We start from the raw sequence: 17,189 nt of genomic DNA on the forward strand, positions 1-17,189 counted from the left end.
CAAATGCCAAATGTTGCTGAAAATATTTCAAAACTACCGGAAGAACAAGAAAAAGTTAATAAGCTTGTTGATCAATATAAAAATTTAACCCCGGAAGAACAAAAAATTGTTGATAGAAAACTTAAGTCACATTTTACAAAAGAAGAGCTAGAACAAGATGAGCTTAAATCAAGAATGAATAACATACGTAGTAATTTGTTCAATAAAGACCAAGAAAAACTACAAGCAGGTAATAATTCTATAGGTGAAATAGCAAAAGATGTATTATCGTTAGTTAAAGGAATAATAAATCTAGTAGAAAATGTTGCAGAGATAATTAAAAATCCTAAGAAAGCAATATATGAATGGATTAAAGGTGAGTTAAATCAAGTAAAACCTCAACAACAAAATTATCAGCAACTCCCATCAAAGCCAAAAGTTGCTGCAATATCAAGATAAAACTTTGGCAAGATAAATTTTTAGTTTTTATTTGCGAAAATTTGCGATTTTATGTATATAATATAGGGGAAATCGTAAAAAAATAAAAATGCATAAATACAGAACTCATAATTGTAACGAATTACAAATATCCGATGTAGAAAAAGAAGTTAAGTTATCCGGTTGGGTACATAGAAGAAGAGATCACGGGAATCTAGTTTTTATAGATTTACGTGATCATTACGGTATAACTCAAATCGTGTTTACCGATCAAAACCCTCAGCTTATGGAGGATGCAAGTCGTTTGCGTTATGAGTCGGTAATTACGGTAAGGGGTACAGTTGTAGCAAGATCAGAGGACACGATTAATAATACGCTTCCGACAGGTCATGTTGAAGTGCTAGCTGTGGAATTTATTATTGAATCAGCGGCGGACACTCTACCTTTTGTTATTAATACCGAAAAAGACGCTCCCGAAGAGTCGAGGTTTAAACATCGCTTTTTAGATCTTAGACGTGAGAAATTACATAATAATATAATACTCCGCTCACAAATTATTTCTCATATTCGTCATTTGATGACGGCAAGAGGATTTACCGAATTTCAGACACCGATTTTAACTGCTAGCTCTCCTGAAGGTGCTAGGGATTTCTTAGTGCCGAGTAGAATGCATCCGGGTAAGTTCTATGCATTACCGCAAGCACCTCAGCAATTCAAGCAGTTATTAATGGTTTCAGGCTTTGATCGTTATTTCCAAATTGCTCCTTGTTTTCGGGATGAAGATGCAAGAGCCGATAGATCACCCGGCGAGTTTTATCAGCTAGATGTAGAAATGTCGTTTGTTACACAGGAAGACATATTTAGTACTATTGAGCCTGTGATGTATGATTTATTTACTAAATTTACAGATAAGAAAGTATCAGAGACTCCTTTCGTTCGTATTCTATATAATGAATCTATGCTAAAATACGGCTCTGATAAGCCTGATTTGCGTAACCCTATTATAATTGCCGATGTAACTGAGATATTTAGAGATTCCGATTTTACAATCTTTAGAGAGAACATTAAAAAAGGTAGCATAGTTCGTACAATTCCTGCCCCTAAAGCTGCTTCATTACCTCGTAGTTTCTTCGATAAAATGATAGAGTTTGCGATATCAGAAGGAGCAGGTGGACTCGGCTATATTCAGTTTAGTGAAACCGGTGAAGCAAAAGGACCGGTAGCAAAGTTCTTAAGCCCGCAGCAATTAGAGAGTCTAAAAGCTACAGCTAGCATTAGTAATGGTGATGCTGTATTTTTCGCTAGCGATAAGAAAGAGAAAGCTGCTAAACTTGCCGGTAAGGTTAGAATAAGACTTGGTGAAGAGCTTGATTTACTTGAAAAAGATTGTTTTAAATTCTGCTGGATTACCGATTTTCCATTCTATGAGCTAAATGAAGAAACAGGAAAAATTGATTTTAGCCATAATCCGTTTTCTATGCCGCAGGGCGGAATAGATGCTTTAGAGCAAGCTAAGACCACTGAAGAGTTATTAGAACTTACCTCATACCAATATGATATTGTTTGTAACGGTATTGAACTTTCCAGCGGTGCTATTAGAAATCATAGGCCGGAAATTATGTATAAAGCATTTTCCATAGCAGGTTATAGTGAAGAGGAAGTTGATAAGAGATTTGGAGGGATGATTAGAGCGTTTAAGTTTGGAGCTCCACCACATGGTGGAATAGCCCCCGGTATTGACCGAATCGTTATGCTGCTTGCGGAAGCAACAAATATAAGGGAAGTAATTGCGTTTCCTTTAAACCAACAGGCTGAAGATTTACTAATGAACGCCCCAAGCTATATAGAGGATAAAGCTCTAAAAGAGCTAAGCATTATGCTCTCACCGTCAGCTAGAAAAAATGCGGAAGGTGGTAAGGATTTATAGTTGTTGTACGTTATTATGTCATACTATGACTTGATCGCAGGATCTAGTCTTTTTTAAATTTTTTTCTAGATACCGTGGTCGAGCCACGGATGACAGAGGTGAAATTGATCCACGCAACAATGCTTACCTTTGTTGCTGTCTTTCCTTCCTAGCTTGTAATTTAGAGAATGCGATTCCTTTTACCGCTTCTACTCTTTTTGTTTGGAGCCCTTCTTGCTTCTTCTGTTGTAGTACATTACCAATTTTTATACTTTCCGCTATAAGTTTTTCTGTATTATGAATTTTATTTAAATTCTCAGGAGAAATTTGTTTCATAAAATAATTTGAGATACTAGGTAAACCTATCTTTTCACAAAAATTTCCTACCTTGTAATATATAGTATCTTTAGAATTTAACTTGAAAAATTTAGCATTTAATAAGTTGGTCGTGTTTTCGATATTATCCTGATAAATCTTTCTTTATACCCTCAATATCTTGCTCGGTAAGATAATTTTCTTTTTTTAGCTCTTTCATTATATTGTCGTAGAATTTTGCTACTTCTTTATCGGTTACGTTTTTAGTTGTTGCCTGCTTTATAAAATCAACAATTAGTGATTCCAACTTTTCGCCTGTAGATTTGTCTTGTATACGTATTGATTTTGCAGGATCAGAAATTTGTACTTCTACTTTATCTGTCTTAACCTCAACTTCTTTTTCTTTCCATTTTCCTTCCAAATTTTTGCTCCATTGTTGTTCCTTGATTATTTCTTTTTTCAAGCCTATAGAAGTTTTAATTTGGTAATTATTTTCATACGCCCACTCTTTAGCATCTTTACCTTCAATTGTAATGTTATTATCTATTGCATAGAGTACCGGGTCTTTTACAGGTGAATTAGCGAAAGCCTCTAACCAACCACCATTGTTAAATTCAGGTAAAACATTACTGAATTTTGTTACTATCTCAGCTCCTTTGGCAACTTCTTGCATATTAACAAGATTTTCTTTTATACTGCCTTTATAATATTTTCTCAAATCATCAAAATTTTTAATATTAGTGGATAATGCAATATTTTTCGGATCAAACCCAGCTTTTTTTAATTCATCAATTTTTTGATCAACTATTGCTTCCATCTGTTTCTCATCAAATTGACTTATCATTTGATTTAACGATTCGCTATATTTATCGATACTAAATGAGAAATTACCTGCTTTAATAGCAGCACTGTAGCCAACACCAGGATGTGCAAACATTTCAGCTGTTGATTGAATCATACTGCCAAAATCCTTATGAAATGCTAAAAAAGAGCGACCATGATCAATTTTGGTTATTGTTTTACCATCCTGCACCATTAAATTATCAGTATGATAATCTACTTTCCCCAGCATATGACAAGCAGCTATGGTTTTTTCAAATCCTTCCAACTTTTTTAAATTTTGATCATTAGCTCTGACTCTAGTTTGACCTGATAAACCGGAAAATTCTGTTAGCGTTACAGCATTATCAAAAAATTTAGAACGTACATAAAGTGAATCAGGGTGTTTTTCATCCGCTTTTACCAGCCCTTCTTTTGGTGCTCGATCATGTAATAAAAATTGATACATGGTAGGAGCCTATTAATTCTTGTACCCCGTCTCTTCGGTCAGCAATAGCCTGTTTTCATGCCTTATTATCTTGTATTTTTTGGCATGCAGCATGAGTTTTATAAAAATGTTTTAAAATAGAAGTATTACCGGCGTTATCTTTAGCAACATAGTCGGCAGAGACTCCTGCTGCTTTTTTCCTTTCCCCTCAAACTCAGCTTGTTGTGCCACCCTCTTATCACGTAGCATAGCATCAATTGCTTTTTTAGGGTCATTAAGATTTCTTATTCCTTCAAGTTTTCTGTAATCTGCATTATATCGGCTATCATCTAATCCAACCTGTCGTTCAATTGCATCTTCCATAACTAAATGCTGTAAAAGAGGTGCATCGATTATTTCCCTCAATTCCTTGTTTTTATCTCCTGGAAACGAGTTTTTTATTATTGTTGTAACTTTATCTAAATCCTTAGTATTTAAATCGGCTAGGGCCATATAGCTAATATATAGGCTTTCAGCAGTAGGAGATTGGTCATTAGAAAGGTCAATAACAGGATTCGGCAATGCCTTCGCAGGCTCTAGATATTTTGGCATTCAATGCTGTATCGTTAGTTTTCAGGGCTTTAAAAAGTTGCTCTTGTAATAATAATTCCTGTTGAGTTTTCTCTTTAGACATAAAAATAACCTGATTATATTAACTAATGCTTCAAAAATTTATTATATAAATTGATTAATTGCTATTAATTGCAAGGAAGAAAAAATTCTGATTTACAGAATTTTTTCTGGATTACTATCCGGTACTATAGATTTGATCGTGATATGACAATGAAAAAACCAAAGTCATGAAATAAAATCATGACTTTGCAGGAATGATACTAATTAATCTCTTCTATTGCCTAAAAATCTCATTAAATATAGGAAAAGATTTATAAAATCTAAATATAAAGTAAAGGCTGCCATAATAGAAAGCTTTTGTCCTACTTCATTGTTTCCTGCCATGTAATACATAGACTTAATCTTTTGAGTATCCCAAGCAATTAATCCCATAAATACTACTATTCCAATAAGAGAAGTAGCAAAAGAAAGAGCCGAGCTTTTTAGAAACAAGTTGACTAATGAAGCAATGATAAGACCTATAAGACCCATTGCAAAAAATGAACCCATAGATGTTAAATCTCTACTTGTACTATAACCGTATAAACTCATTGCTCCAAAAACGGAAGAGCAAATAAAGAAAGTACGAGCTATTGATGCCCCGGTATAAATAAGAGCTAAATATGCAAGCGACATACCGGTTAAACCGGCATAAACCCAAAATAATATTTGTGCCGTTTGCAGGTTCATTCGTCCGAAGCCCATAAAGAAATATAAAGCAATACCGAGCGGAGCAAACATTATAATAGTGCCGAAACCTGTTTGAAACATTAAATTATAAATAGGCTCAACTGATATAGTCGTTACGGCTGCTACACCGGTTAGTAAAAGTGCTAAAGCCATATAATTATATACTTTAAGCATGTATTTTCTTAAGCCTTCATCAAAAGTTTTATTTTTTGAGGTGGCAGTTAAAGTTTTTGTATAATCGATCATAAGTAACCTTAGGATTATGTTATTTACATAATAAAATATAGTCGTTTAGAAGCTATCTGTAAAGATATTTTAAAGCTAATTAAATTCTTTTTTGCTGCAAATTATAAGATTTTTTAAAATATAAGTAACTATTCCAGCAAAAATCTTATTAATTTTCGCTATAAAAGTTCTTTAATTATCAGTTAAAATATCTCTGCAGATAGCTTCTTAAAGGTATTTTTTCAAGCTATATTATATTTTATAAATATCTTGCATTGAATATAAAGCAGAAGGTTTATCTTGTAGCCAAATAGCGGCTTTAATTGCACCAATAGCAAAAGAATTTTTATTCAGAGCTTCGTGTTTTAAAGTGATTATTTCATCGTCACCTAGGAAAGATATTTCATGTATACCGTGAACATTCCCACCACGAAGCGAGGAAATACCTATTTCTTTTTCGCTTCTTAGTCTACTACCACGATTAAATGTTATATTTAATCCTTTTTCGCTTGCAATTGTTTCAGCAAGCATAATAGCAGTTCCTGAGGGTGAATCTTTTTTTTTACGGTGATGCGTTTCTAGAATTTCAACATCGTAATCATCTAGTATTTTTGTTACTTCTTTAGCTAGATAGCTAAGCAAACTAGCTCCTATACTCATATTTGCAGAATATAAAACAGGTAAAGTTTGAGCTGCTTTTTCTAAAAGCTTAAAATGTTGAGGTTGGAGGCCTGTGGTTCCGATTACTAACTTTGTATTATGTTTTAATGCATAATTAATTAATTTTTCTAATATTTCAGGAGTAGAAAAATCGATGATCACATCAGAATTTTTACAAAAATTATCTAAATCATCTAAATTATTAGTACTATTAAATTTTGTTGAAATTTTGCAATCTTTAAATTTATCTATTCTTTCAGCAATAACCTTTCCCATTTTACCGGTAGAACCGCTAAGACCGATATTTAACATATTGGCAATGTATACTCCTAATAAATGAACAGTAAGTAGACGAAGTTTAATTTGGAAAAGAGCAAAGAGTCTAAAGCCCTCGGATCACAGAGTATACTTAATATAGTTCGAACCGCAGATCTTATTAGACGACGACGCCAATTTTTCAAATTAAATCTTTTTAGAAATGTTCACAGAGCCTACCTAGTATAAGATTTATGAAAATATAATAGAGGCTTTAAATCATTTTTAATAGCGGTATTTATTACTTCACCGATAAATATAACATGATCACCGGCATCGTAAGAAACATATTTATTACATTCTATATGACAAGTTGCACCGTTTATTAAAGGGCAATCAGTTTTATTACCAAGCACATAATCAATTTTTGTAAATTTATTAGGTTGTGATTTAGCAAAATGTTTTGAAATATCAATTTGATTCTCTGCTAAAATACTAATTGCAAACTTATCACTTTTTCGAAAACTGTTTATACTAAAAGAGTTTTTATTAAGGCAAAATAATATTAACGGCGGTTTTAAAGATACGGAAGTAAGAGAGCTAGCAGTAAAACCAAAAAGTTCGTTATTGCAATTTGTTGTTATAATAGTCACTCCCTGAGGGAATCGGCTCATAGCATCTTTAAATTGACTTTCTGTTACTGTCCCAGCCATTTTTTCATAATTTTGTTAATGGTTCCGTCTTTTTTTAATGAATCGATTGCCTCATTAATTTCATTAATTAGTCCTGAGTTTTTAGACATACCTATAGCAAAATCGGATGAAAATTCTTCTAAAGTACTGCTTTCTAAATTTGAATTATTTTCTTTTAATTTTTTGCCTTGAAATTCCTCAGAAATAATAGCATCTATGACTCTGGCTTTTAATTCTTCAACTAACATTAAATGATTTGCTAAAGAATGAACTTTAATATTCATCGTCTGTGATAAATCTTGTGCTTTTTTTTCTAAAACACTACCGAGCTGTACTCCTACTATTTTATTTTCTAGATCTTTGCTATTTTGTATATTATCGCCTGTTCTATATATTATAGCAAATCTTGCAGTAGCGTAATTATCGGAAAAGCTGATATATTCGGAACGCTCCGGTGTTACGGAAAGTTCCGCCACCGCAACATCAATATTTTCACTAACCAAAGCTGCAAGTAAACCGTTAAAGTCGAAGTTTTTTATGATAACTTTTTTATTTAGACGTTCACTTATTGCTTTGATAATATCAATATCAATCCCAACAATCTCTCCGTCTTGGATGAATTCATAAGGAGGATTATCTGCGGCAGTACCGACTATTAAAGTTTTTTCTGTTTCTTTTTTTTCACAAGAAACTAGTAAGAAAGATAGTAAAAATATTTTCAGAAATTTCATAAAAATAATGTTTTAAGTTTGAGTATGTCCTGTGTCATCCTGCAAGGCATTGAGCTTGTTATATGGCTTGAAAAACCCGTTCGGCGTCATACCGTGGCTTGACCACGGTATCCAGAAAACAACTAAAAATACTAATATTATTAGTATTTGGATCCCGCGATCGAGTCGTGGGATGACAGAGAGAGAAGTGAGCCATGCAACAAAACCTATGACTGCTCGCAATGACGGGAGAATCTATCCATGCGGGCAATAGCATCAAGAACTCAATTTCTCCTTTAAAAGCTGATTCACAAGCGTCGGATTAGCCTTACCGCCGGTTTTTTTCATTACCTGCCCTACAAAGAAACCAAATAATTTATCCTTACCACTTCTATAACCCTCTACTGATTCAGGATTTTCAGCTATTACCTTGTCAATTACCGTGTTTAGCACGTTATTATCTGAAACTTGTACAAGTCCTTTTTCCTCTACTATTTTATCAGGTGCTTTACCGGTTTCAAACATAATTTCAAAAACGGTTTTTGCAATTTTACCGGAAATAGTATCATTTTCTATTAATTTTACCAGTTTTGCAAAGTTACTAGGAGTAATTTTGCATTCATTTATTCCTATCGATGCTTTATTTAATTGGCCGAACAACTCACTAGTTAGCCAATTAGTAAGCATTTTAGGGTTACATTCATTTGCTGCTTTCTCAAAATACTCAGCAACCGATTCATCGGCTACTATTACTTCGGCATCATATTTACTTAAGCCAAATTCCTTCGTATATTTTTCAATCTTTTGATCAGGTAGCTCAGGTAAATTTGCTTTTAGCTCGTTTATTAACTCATCAGAAATAACAAGCGGTAATAAATCGGGATCAGGAAAATATCTATAATCAAGTGCTTCTTCTTTTAAACGCATAGTTCTTGTTTCGCCGCTATCGGCATTAAATAAGCGTGTTTCTTGAATTATTGCTTCACCGCTTTCAAGCAAGTCTACTTGTCTTTTAGCTTCAAATTCTATTGCTTTAATGATATTACGAATTGAATTAATATTTTTAATTTCGCATCTTGTGCCTAGTGGTTCGCCGCTACGTCTTACTGAAATATTAGCATCGCAACGCATCGAGCCTTTTTCCATATCACCGTCACAGCTGCCGATATAACGTAACAAATTTCTCAGCTTTTTTACAAATTCAGCCGCTTCTTCCGGTGATGATATATCAGGTTCGGTCACAATTTCCATAAGCCCAATACCAGCACGATTTAAATCGATAAAGCTGTAATGTGGTGATTGATCATGCATAGATTTACCCGCATCTTGCTCTAAATGCAAACGGTTAATACGAATAGTTTTAAGATCGCCGGTACTAGTCGGTATTTCCATAGTGCCGTTTTGTACTATAGGATAGTAAAATTGCGAAATTTGGTAACCTTGCGGCAGATCGGCATAAAAATAATTTTTACGATCAAATACCGAATATTTATTTATTTTAGCTTTAAGCCCAAGCCCTGTTTTAATTGCTTGGTGTACACAATGCTTATTTAATACCGGTAACATCCCGGGCATTGCTGCATCAATATAGGAAACCTGCGAATTTGGACTTGCTGCAAAAATAGTACTACTTCCTGAAAAAAGCTTAGATTTTGAGGAAATTTGAGCATGGATTTCAAGCCCTATTACATATTCCCATTTCCCCGTATTACCTTCAATATATGCCATAATTAAAAACCCTTTGGCTCAAATTTAATATGTTTTACACCTGACTCAATTGTCGATGCTACTTTTAAAACATTATATTCGTCTAATTGTTTACCTATAATCTGCATCCCAAGAGGTAAACCTCGTGCCGATAACCCGGCAGGAACCGATGCACAAGGTAAACCGGCTAAACTTGCAGGAATAGTAAATAAATCGTTTAAATACATAATAGTCGGATCATTTTGTTTTTCACCGATCTTAAAAGCTTCGGTCGGTGCTGCAGGTAACAAAATGGTGTCAACTTTTGCAAAAGCATTATTAAAATCGTTTGCAACTAAACGACGTACTTTTTGAGCTTTTAGATAATATGCATCCATACAACTAGATGAAAGCACATATGTTCCAATCATAATACGGCGTTTTACTTCCTCCCCAAATCCGGCTGATCTAGTCATTTCATACATTTCGTCAAGCGTCATATTTTCACGTTCTATCCGAAGACCGTATCTAACACCGTCATATCTAGATAAATTTGAAGAAGCTTCAGCCGGTGCTATTACGTAATAAACGGCAACACCATATTTAGCATGCGGTAAAGTAATATCAACTATTTCAGCACCGGCGTTTTTAAGTAGCTCTATGGTATCCTGCCACATTTTCATAATATCAGGTTCAATAATACCACCTTCACCAAGGCTAATAGGTACGCCTATCTTCATATTTTTCATAGAACTTCCGATAGCGGGTTGTAGTTCTGGAACTTCTGCTTTAATCGAAGTAGAATCTTTTTCGTCAAACCCCATCATCGCTTCAAGCATGATGCTACTGTCTAAAACGCTTCTAGTAAATATCCCTGCTTGATCAAGTGAGCTAGCAAACGATACCATTCCGTATCTTGAGCAACGACCATATGTCGGTTTAAACCCGACTAAACCCGTAAAGCTTGCAGGTTGACGTACCGAACCGCCCGTATCGCTACCAAGAGCAGCAGATGCCATAAATCCGCTAACTGCCGCAGCTGAACCGCCTGAAGAACCGCCTGGAACTAAATCAGCATTATCATCATTTGCTTTCCAAGGGCTAATTACATTTCCAAAACAACTAGTGATATTTGCTGAACCCATAGCAAACTCATCCATATTGGTTTTGCCGAGCATCACACCGCCCTTATCAAAAATATTTTGTGTAACACTTGATTCATAATTAGGTATAAAATTTTTCAGTATATTAGAACATGCCGTAGTTCTAATTCCTTTCATGCAGAAAAGATCTTTAGCGGCAAACGGGATACCTTCAAGTGTTCTTGCTTTGTTTTGAGCATAATTTTGATCGGCTGCTTCAGCCTGTTTTAAAGCTAAATCAAAAGTTTCGGTAACATAAGCATTTAGGTTTTTATGCTTTTCTATTTGTTTAATATGTGCATTAACTAATTCCTTACTTGTAAAATCTTTATTTTTTAGACCTTTTACACTGTCTGCTACTGTTAATTTGTTTAGTCCCGTCATAATTATTCAACAACCTTTGGAGTGATAAAATATTTTACTTCTTTAGCAAGCTGAGCACTATTTCCGCTTACATTATCAAATAATTTGTTTGATAAATCAGAACTCGTAACTTCATCCTCTCGCATTCTAGCATTTATATTAGAAACCGAAGTTAAAGGCTCTATATCTTTGCAATCTATTTCATTTAAAATATCAATCATATTCATAATAGTACTAAGCTGAGCAGAAAATTTTTCTACAGTATCTTCTTCAAATTTTAATCTAGCTAATTTTGCTATTTTCTGTGCTTCTTCTTTTGTTATCATAGTTTTATTATTTTGAGTGGTAATAGCATGATGTCATTCCTGTGAAAGCTTGCTTGCGTGGATCGATTTTTCCGTCATTGCGAGAAGAAACTGTAAGTTTCAACTAAGCAATCCAGTAAAAAAATTCTGTAAATCAGAATTTTTTTAATTATTTTTCTGGATTGCCACGTCGCTTCGCTCCTCGCAATGACGATTCAGTATCCACGCAACAAATCTAAAGCAGGAATGACATAGAAAGTCAAACAGTTATTATTTCTTGTTCTTTTTGTTTTATTACCGAGTCAACTTTACTACTATAATCATCGGTTAACTTTTGTACTTGTTCAGATAAGCTATGATGCTCATCTTTTGCGATAACGTTATCCTTTTCTAGCTTTTTAAGTTCTTCATTGCCATCTCTTCTAATATTACGTAATGAAATTTTAGTATCTTCACCGTATTTATGAGCAAGCTTTACCAATTCTTTACGTCTTTCTTCGGTTAAAGCCGGTATAGGTAGTCTGATTAATTGACCTTCTGTTGCTGGAGTTAAGCCAAGATTTGCTATCGTAATTCCTTTTTCTACCGATGATACCATAGATTTATCCCAAACCTGCACGTTAATTGTTCGTGCATCAGGGGTGGATAGAGAAGCAACTTGTGAAAGCGGCATTTTACTCCCGTAAGCTTCTACGGTTACACTATCAAGCAAATTAACCGAAGCTCTACCCGTACGTAGCCCTTTAAGCTCATGATCTAAAACTTTGAGAGCTTTCTCCATCTTTTTTTGTAAGTTTTTCTTTAAATTCTCTTTACTCATCTTTATTTTATCCATACTAATAATTATATTTTTATTTGGTATAAGCATTACTGGTGTAGTTACCTATGTCATGCTAGTTCCTTGATCACGGCATCCAGTTTTTTTACTTTTTTATGGATACCGTGGTCAAGCCACGGTATGACACTATACTACATTTCCTCAATTGTTGTATATTCCCCTTTATCTTGTATTACTCTAGTAAAATTTCCCTGTTCTTTTATCGAAAATACCCTTATAGGTAATTTATTTTCTCTTGCAACTGCAATAGCTGCCGTATCCATGACTTGCAGGTTGTTAGTTATAACATCTTTATAGCTGATAGTGAAATATTTTTTAGCATCCGGATTTTTTTTAGGGTCGGAATCATATACACCGTCAACCTGAGTTGCTTTTAATAAAATATCGCAATTCATTTCGATTGCACGAAGTACTGCAGCACTATCGGTTGTACAAAATGGGTTACCCGTGCCGCCGGCAAAAATTACTACACGCTTTTTTTCCATATGTCTTTTAGCTTTGCGGCGAATATAAGGCTCGCACACGCTCATCATAGGAATAGCCGATAGAACCCTTGTATAGATATTGAGGCTTTCCATAACGTTTTGCAGTGTTAAAGCATTAATTACCGTTGCGAGCATACCTATATAATCTGCTGAAGCTCGGTCCATACCGACGAGTGCTGCATTAATCCCGCGGTAAATATTTCCACCGCCGACTACAATAGCGACTTCTACTCCTAAATCGATAACTTCTTTAATATCGCCGGCAATCTTTTTTATTACGTCATATTCATGCCCAAATTGCTTGTCTCCCATTAAAGCCTCCCCTGAAACTTTAAGTAAAACTTTTTTATACTTTAGAGCGTTTATATCTGATATCATTTCCTACTTCAAGTTGTTTTTAATATCTGCTTAATTTTTTTAATCATTATACCTCTTTGTAGGTCGGTAATCGATGATTTATTGAGTGCATGCACTAATAACATATTATTATTTATATCAAGTGTTACTGTACCTGGAGTTAGAGTAATCGAATTACCATACATTATTTCGCCTATTTCTTCTAGCCCTTTTGCGTCAACCCATTCAAAAATCGGTTCTATCCCTATCTTTCTTTGCCAAATTATTTTAATAACCGAGAAAGCTGATTTCCATATTTCTAATAATAACCAAGGAAAATATAATATAAATTTAATTTTAGTGAGCGTTAACATTTCCGGTTAATTTGATATTTGAAGTAAAAGGTATTAGTAGCATTATAAATACAAATAACAGCCCTATCATATTAAATATATTATTTATTGCAATTACAAAAGCATCATTATTTAATTTGTTTGCTAATAACAAATATGATGCTTTTTCGGGATTCAAAACTTTTCCGCTTAATAATTCAGTGTAAGAATCTAGTTGTTCTAATGCCATTATAGAAGTAGACGAGATATTTTCCGATAAATATTGCATAAAGGTTTTAGTATCATTAGTAATTATAGTACTGATTATTGCAAGCCCTACCGCTCCTCCTAAATTACGAGTAAGATTATAAAGCCCGCTAGCGTTGCCTACTCTTTCTTTTGGCATATTGCCAAGAGCTATATTATTAGTCGGTATAAAACAAAACATTAATGAAAGCCCTCTAACAAATTGAGGAAGCACAAATGCAGCAAATTTAGAATCAGGCGTTAGAAAACTATTCAAATGACATCCAAGAGCAAACCCTCCAAGCCCTATAATAAGCATCAGGCGTAAATCTACTCCTAGCCCTAACATTCTACCGACGAGTGGTGTAGATAAAAATTGTGCTCCGCCCGTCACCATCATAGTAGCCCCGATTTGTAATGTATCATATCCGGCAATAGTAAAGAGAAATAGCGGTAATATATATACTGCCCCGTATAATCCGATACCCATAACGAACGAATAAAGGCAACCAAAAGTAAAGTCTTTATAAAGAAATGTTTTTAAGTCTAAAATTGGATTAATAAAGGTTAGTTCTCTAATGATTAATAAAATAAAACCTAAAGCTACTGCAATACTTAAGAATAATATTAAATTATCCTCAAGCCAACCTTTTTTGTTTCCTTCTTCTAAAACATACTGTAATAAGCCGAGCGTTAAAGCAATTAATAATATACCGAGAAAATCAAAATTTTTCAGTAATTTATAATTTGGTTTATCAAAATCCCCATATAAAAAAACTACCGTGCATACGAAAATACCGGGTATGACGTTTAATAAAAACATAAAATGCCATGATAAAATCTCCGTAATATATCCACCGAGTGTAGGTCCTAAAGTAGGGGCAACAGTTACGACAAGTCCAGTTAAGATAGTAACGGTAGGACGTTGCGATGCAGGAAAAATTATAAAAACGGTACTAAAGACCGTCGGTATCATAGCACCGCCAAAAAATCCTTGTAATGCTCTAAAGATAATCATGGATTCAATATTAGTTGCAAGCGAACATAATACGCTCATAACCGTAAACCCTAAAGCTGCAATAAAATAAGAAATTCTAGTAGAAAGCAACCTTGCTAAAAAGCCGGTAATAGGAATAATGATAACTTCAGCTATTAAGTACGATGTTTGAACCCAAGAAAGCTCATCGCTTGATGCAGCAAGACCGGCAGCTATTACGGATAATGAGCTAGCGACAATCTGAATATCAAGTACCGACATAAACATCCCGACAACCATACCAAAAAAAGCAAATAATTGCTTTTTAGAAAGAGCAGGCGGTCGTAAATTATCATTTGACATAATTAAATTATACAGTTTAAATTAAATAAAGTTAATAAGTGACATAAAAATATATATTTAAAATAAAAAATTGTTGTACAATTTTTAATTAAACTATTTATTAGGATATAAGTAGACAAGACATAATATATGGTAATCATTTTATTTATATTTAGCAAATAATAAATATGTGATTGATTTATTAAAAAATATTTACTATAATGTTTATTAACTATAATTGATTTATCAATATGCAAAACCCAGCACAAAAAGTTATATCTTTTTCAGAGCATAAATCTGATATAGAACGCATAAAGAAATCAATAGAAGAGGGGTGGGCGATAGTAAAGCTAGTACCTAATAAAGACCGTTTTATAGGACTTTTAGAAAAGATTTCGCATGCTGAAGATGAAACAATCTATATTCCTCCAAGAAAAAAGATAATAGTTAATTAACACGAATAGCGAATTATTACATAATCTGCTATTCGGCTTAAGAAGTTGAGAATATAAAAGGTAAAAATTGGCTTTCACTTTTTATATAAGTATATATTATTTTTTAGCAAAAACTTATAATTCTTTACAAAGTATAATGGAATTGCCTAAAAAAGTAGTTTTGTTTTACACCACTCTTAAAAAGACCTTATTGTCATTCCCGTGTAGCATTGGTGTTGTTGCATGGATCAATTCCACCCTGTCATCCTAGCTCATTTGTATTGGGATCCAGTTTAAAATACTAAAGGTGACCTTACAATTAATAAAGTTCATCAAAGTAGTTGCTGCAATCTTGCCGATATTATGGCTTAAAGAATCACGAGTTGCTGCATGTTGGCTGGTTATTGTTTTGCCGTTCAGCCTAACATTAGCTCGTTCAGCTAGCTTGGTGATAGTATTAATTGCCTGCTCTTTAATATCACTAATGATTGGGTCTATCTTCGAGATCGCATCAATAGTTGTAACTGCTCGCTGCACACTGTAAAGTGCTGTACCAATAGGGTAATGACTACATACTGCACAAAATACCCCGCTAGATAGTTCGTTAAGTACCCTAGTATGCTTCGAGGTTTTGGTGATATTAAAGTATGTTTGCTGCATCGCTTTTAATAACAATTCCTGCTCTAAACGGCTGTAACTGCTTAAGAGTATACAGTTATAAGAATTTAGAACAGGGATATATTTTCACTAACTTGAATTACTTATCTTAGTTTATAACCATTTTTAGTATTTTCTGCTATAGCAAAATCGTCATAATCCTCATATCCATCTATAAAATTGATTGAATTGAGCTAAACATTCACTGAAATCATTAGCTTTATTTTGCTTCATTATCTCTACTAGTTCTGTTGCGTCATCGATAATCTTTTGCCACTGTGGGTGACCGTAATATTCTATATCTGGCTTTTCGCCTTCTATTTCTTCTGTTAAATCATAAAAGAAATGACTGAATTTATTTACTTTTTCTACTTCTTCTTGATATACATAATAAGACCAATTTTAATTTGTGATGTTTTGTCTAAAGCATTTGCATCATTAAAAAGCGTATCAATACAAAAGCATAATTCATCCCAAAAAGAATGCTTATATTTAGAATCTACCCATTTTGTTAACTGTAATTCTTTATTGGCTAACGCTTTAAAAGTAGCAAATATCTCCCATCTAAGTGCAGGAGATAAAAGCCACATCATTCTATGTTTCATAATATTTTTTAGATTTAAAAAATTCTTCCCATTTTGTCCATTCCTCTAAATCAATGTGAGCATCTGGGTGATGACCAGTCTTATGACCATATTCTTTAGTAATATCAAACCTTTAACCGATACCATGCAATAAAGCCATGTTCAATGATTTAAGGCTTGTATCTCCTTTAAGTAAGGTGGGTATTACTTTTTCTCTTAGTTCAGGTATCATAATTGCTATATTAACTAAAAAAGAGTCTGTATAAATATGAACACAACTTTTATCTAGATTTATAAATTTTTTAATAAACGGTAATATAATATCAAAATCTATTTTTTTAAATCTGATTACTATATAACTGGGTCCTTGAAAAGCAGTTTTATATATTTGTTCATTTTCTTTTTTTTCAAGAAAATACAGGCAGACCTCTAATGCTTCTTTGTAATTTAAAGAATTTTGACAGAAACTTAAAATAAACTCTACTTTTTCTTCTTCATTATTTAAGGAGAACATTAGTGTTTTATCTGTATATCTTTTTAAAGTTTTTCCAGTAAAAAAATCAATTCCATTTTTAAAATATTCCAAATAAATCTTTCTTCTTAATCTTATTACATGGTAAGTAATTTGCTCTAAGGTATCTTTAGTTTCATATAATATTCTCTCACTTTTACTAT

General features: G+C 33.4%; 17 protein-coding genes and 2 pseudogenes. 4 read left to right on the forward strand and 15 right to left on the reverse strand.

The annotated features are described in order from the left end of the window. Nucleotides 1-3: 3 nt before the first annotated feature. Both MB29_RS05250 and aspS read left to right on the forward strand, forming a co-directional pair. Nucleotides 4-438: a hypothetical protein gene (locus tag MB29_RS05250; protein ID WP_032139344.1), complete on the forward strand. Its 435-nt coding sequence runs from the start codon at nt 4-6 to the stop codon at nt 436-438. Nucleotides 439-526: 88 nt separating this feature from the next. Beyond that, nucleotides 527-2,344, forward strand: a complete 1,818-nt coding sequence (aspS, locus tag MB29_RS05255) for an aspartate--tRNA ligase (RefSeq protein WP_032139345.1) — start codon at nt 527-529, stop codon at nt 2,342-2,344. Between the two features lie 123 nt (nt 2,345-2,467). Here aspS and risK1 read toward each other — a convergent pair. From risK1 to MB29_RS05285, 5 genes and pseudogenes are all read right to left on the reverse strand, one after another. Continuing rightward, a pseudogene (gene risK1 / locus MB29_RS08615) lies at nt 2,468-4,578 on the reverse strand (T4SS effector phosphatidylinositol 3-Kinase RisK1). Nucleotides 4,579-4,781: 203 nt separating this feature from the next. Next, nucleotides 4,782-5,492 carry a Bax inhibitor-1/YccA family protein gene (locus MB29_RS05270; protein ID WP_032139347.1) on the reverse strand — a complete coding sequence of 237 codons (711 nt, stop codon included), beginning with the start codon at nt 5,490-5,492 and terminating at the stop codon, nt 4,782-4,784. Between the two features lie 231 nt (nt 5,493-5,723). Beyond that, on the reverse strand, nt 5,724-6,443 hold the full coding sequence (gene dapB, locus MB29_RS05275; protein ID WP_032139348.1) for a 4-hydroxy-tetrahydrodipicolinate reductase: 720 nt from the start codon (nt 6,441-6,443) through the stop codon (nt 5,724-5,726). Nucleotides 6,444-6,622: 179 nt separating this feature from the next. Further along, nucleotides 6,623-7,099 carry a flavin reductase family protein gene (locus tag MB29_RS05280; protein WP_032139349.1) on the reverse strand — a complete coding sequence of 159 codons (477 nt, stop codon included), beginning with the start codon at nt 7,097-7,099 and terminating at the stop codon, nt 6,623-6,625. Then, nucleotides 7,084-7,809 carry an ABC transporter substrate-binding protein gene (locus MB29_RS05285; protein WP_011271441.1) on the reverse strand — a complete coding sequence of 242 codons (726 nt, stop codon included), beginning with the start codon at nt 7,807-7,809 and terminating at the stop codon, nt 7,084-7,086. The genes MB29_RS05280 and MB29_RS05285 overlap by 16 nt, the downstream gene beginning before the upstream one ends. 55 nt (nt 7,810-7,864) lie before the next feature. Here MB29_RS05285 and MB29_RS14490 point away from each other — a divergent pair. Beyond that, nucleotides 7,865-8,047: pseudogene (locus tag MB29_RS14490) on the forward strand (MFS transporter); the annotation flags it as partial. Between the two features lie 17 nt (nt 8,048-8,064). Here the strand turns inward: MB29_RS14490 and gatB are convergent. The 7 genes from gatB to MB29_RS05325 form a co-directional block, all read right to left on the reverse strand. Next, a complete protein-coding gene (gene gatB / locus MB29_RS05295; protein WP_032139351.1) occupies nt 8,065-9,516 on the reverse strand; it encodes an Asp-tRNA(Asn)/Glu-tRNA(Gln) amidotransferase subunit GatB in 1,452 nt (483 codons plus the stop codon). A 2-nt stretch (nt 9,517-9,518) separates the two neighbouring features. Continuing rightward, the gene (gene gatA / locus MB29_RS05300; protein WP_032139352.1) at nt 9,519-11,000 is read right to left on the reverse strand and encodes an Asp-tRNA(Asn)/Glu-tRNA(Gln) amidotransferase subunit GatA; all 1,482 of its coding nucleotides are present in this window, start codon (nt 10,998-11,000) and stop codon (nt 9,519-9,521) included. A 2-nt stretch (nt 11,001-11,002) separates the two neighbouring features. Continuing rightward, nucleotides 11,003-11,305 (reverse strand): Asp-tRNA(Asn)/Glu-tRNA(Gln) amidotransferase subunit GatC, encoded by a 303-nt coding sequence (gene gatC, locus MB29_RS05305; protein WP_032139353.1) that lies wholly within the window; start codon nt 11,303-11,305, stop codon nt 11,003-11,005. 238 nt (nt 11,306-11,543) lie between these two features. Then, entirely contained in the window at nt 11,544-12,104 is a 561-nt protein-coding gene (frr, locus tag MB29_RS05310) for a ribosome recycling factor (protein ID WP_032139392.1), read from the reverse strand. A gap of 149 nt (nt 12,105-12,253) precedes the next feature. Beyond that, the gene (gene pyrH, locus MB29_RS05315) at nt 12,254-12,985 is read right to left on the reverse strand and encodes a UMP kinase (protein WP_032139354.1); all 732 of its coding nucleotides are present in this window, start codon (nt 12,983-12,985) and stop codon (nt 12,254-12,256) included. Between the two features lie 8 nt (nt 12,986-12,993). Beyond that, nucleotides 12,994-13,317, reverse strand: coding sequence for a monovalent cation/H+ antiporter subunit E (locus tag MB29_RS05320; protein ID WP_032139355.1), 324 nt, complete (start codon nt 13,315-13,317; stop codon nt 12,994-12,996). Continuing rightward, nucleotides 13,301-14,860: a DHA2 family efflux MFS transporter permease subunit gene (locus tag MB29_RS05325; RefSeq protein WP_032139356.1), complete on the reverse strand. Its 1,560-nt coding sequence runs from the start codon at nt 14,858-14,860 to the stop codon at nt 13,301-13,303. Before MB29_RS05325 ends, MB29_RS05320 begins: the two co-directional genes overlap by 17 nt. Nucleotides 14,861-15,090: 230 nt before the next feature. On the opposite strand from MB29_RS05325, the gene MB29_RS05330 reads away from it, so the two are divergent. Then, nucleotides 15,091-15,294, forward strand: coding sequence for a DUF2674 domain-containing protein (locus tag MB29_RS05330; RefSeq protein ID WP_011271433.1), 204 nt, complete (start codon nt 15,091-15,093; stop codon nt 15,292-15,294). A gap of 246 nt (nt 15,295-15,540) precedes the next feature. Here the strand turns inward: MB29_RS05330 and MB29_RS05335 are convergent, their stop codons facing one another. The 3 genes from MB29_RS05335 to MB29_RS05345 all read right to left on the reverse strand — a co-directional run bounded on the left by MB29_RS05335 (nt 15,541) and on the right by MB29_RS05345 (nt 17,100). After that, on the reverse strand, nt 15,541-15,933 hold the full coding sequence (locus tag MB29_RS05335; RefSeq protein WP_032139357.1) for a hypothetical protein: 393 nt from the start codon (nt 15,931-15,933) through the stop codon (nt 15,541-15,543). A gap of 365 nt (nt 15,934-16,298) precedes the next feature. Further along, nucleotides 16,299-16,535, reverse strand: a complete 237-nt coding sequence (locus MB29_RS05340) for a hypothetical protein (RefSeq protein ID WP_032139358.1) — start codon at nt 16,533-16,535, stop codon at nt 16,299-16,301. A 112-nt stretch (nt 16,536-16,647) separates the two neighbouring features. Further along, entirely contained in the window at nt 16,648-17,100 is a 453-nt protein-coding gene (locus MB29_RS05345; protein ID WP_032139359.1) for a hypothetical protein, read from the reverse strand. Between the last annotated feature and the right edge of the window lie 89 nt (nt 17,101-17,189).

Origin of the sequence: Rickettsia tamurae, assembly GCF_000751075.1 — a bacterium.
Taxonomy (GTDB): Bacteria; Pseudomonadota; Alphaproteobacteria; order Rickettsiales; family Rickettsiaceae; genus Rickettsia; species Rickettsia tamurae.

What these genes read in the sequence shown, in the direction of transcription:
- MB29_RS05250 (WP_032139344.1), top strand. Translation starts at nt 4, where the DNA reads ATGCCAAATGTTGCTGAAAATATTTCAAAACTACCGGAAGAACAAGAA.
- aspS (WP_032139345.1), top strand. Translation starts at nt 527, where the DNA reads ATGCATAAATACAGAACTCATAATTGTAACGAATTACAAATATCCGAT.
- MB29_RS05270 (WP_032139347.1), bottom strand. Translation starts at nt 5,492, where the DNA reads ATGATCGATTATACAAAAACTTTAACTGCCACCTCAAAAAATAAAACT.
- dapB (WP_032139348.1), bottom strand. Translation starts at nt 6,443, where the DNA reads ATGTTAAATATCGGTCTTAGCGGTTCTACCGGTAAAATGGGAAAGGTT.
- MB29_RS05280 (WP_032139349.1), bottom strand. Translation starts at nt 7,099, where the DNA reads ATGGCTGGGACAGTAACAGAAAGTCAATTTAAAGATGCTATGAGCCGA.
- MB29_RS05285 (WP_011271441.1), bottom strand. Translation starts at nt 7,809, where the DNA reads ATGAAATTTCTGAAAATATTTTTACTATCTTTCTTACTAGTTTCTTGT.
- gatB (WP_032139351.1), bottom strand. Translation starts at nt 9,516, where the DNA reads ATGGCATATATTGAAGGTAATACGGGGAAATGGGAATATGTAATAGGG.
- gatA (WP_032139352.1), bottom strand. Translation starts at nt 11,000, where the DNA reads ATGACGGGACTAAACAAATTAACAGTAGCAGACAGTGTAAAAGGTCTA.
- gatC (WP_032139353.1), bottom strand. Translation starts at nt 11,305, where the DNA reads ATGATAACAAAAGAAGAAGCACAGAAAATAGCAAAATTAGCTAGATTA.
- frr (WP_032139392.1), bottom strand. Translation starts at nt 12,104, where the DNA reads ATGAGTAAAGAGAATTTAAAGAAAAACTTACAAAAAAAGATGGAGAAA.
- pyrH (WP_032139354.1), bottom strand. Translation starts at nt 12,985, where the DNA reads ATGATATCAGATATAAACGCTCTAAAGTATAAAAAAGTTTTACTTAAA.
- MB29_RS05320 (WP_032139355.1), bottom strand. Translation starts at nt 13,317, where the DNA reads ATGTTAACGCTCACTAAAATTAAATTTATATTATATTTTCCTTGGTTA.
- MB29_RS05325 (WP_032139356.1), bottom strand. Translation starts at nt 14,860, where the DNA reads ATGTCAAATGATAATTTACGACCGCCTGCTCTTTCTAAAAAGCAATTA.
- MB29_RS05330 (WP_011271433.1), top strand. Translation starts at nt 15,091, where the DNA reads ATGCAAAACCCAGCACAAAAAGTTATATCTTTTTCAGAGCATAAATCT.
- MB29_RS05335 (WP_032139357.1), bottom strand. Translation starts at nt 15,933, where the DNA reads ATGCAGCAAACATACTTTAATATCACCAAAACCTCGAAGCATACTAGG.
- MB29_RS05340 (WP_032139358.1), bottom strand. Translation starts at nt 16,535, where the DNA reads ATGAAACATAGAATGATGTGGCTTTTATCTCCTGCACTTAGATGGGAG.